General features: G+C 66.5%; 1 protein-coding gene. It reads right to left on the bottom strand.

Translation table 11 applies throughout. The annotated features are described in order from the left end of the window. Positions 1 to 227 (bottom strand): zinc ribbon domain-containing protein (locus tag GFH49_RS00435; RefSeq protein WP_155053714.1); only part of this gene is annotated, 227 nt, incomplete at both ends.

Genomic DNA, 227 nt, shown 5'->3' on the forward strand with positions numbered 1-227 from the left:
TTGAGGTCTTACACCAGCTCCACAGGCCGAAACCGCCCGTCCGGCGGCCAGCAGGTTCTTCGCTGCGTTCACGTCCCGGTCGTGGGTCGTACCACAGACGCACGTCCAGGTGCGGACGTGCAGCGGCATCGCCTCAGCGAGGGTGCCGCAGTGGGAGCACAGCTTGGACGAGGGGAAGAAGCGGTCCACCGCGATCACTTCCCGCCCGTACCAGGCGGCCTTGTACT

It is taken from the genome of Streptomyces blattellae (genome assembly GCF_009709555.1).
In the GTDB taxonomy this organism is placed as follows: domain Bacteria; phylum Actinomycetota; class Actinomycetes; order Streptomycetales; family Streptomycetaceae; genus Streptomyces; species Streptomyces blattellae.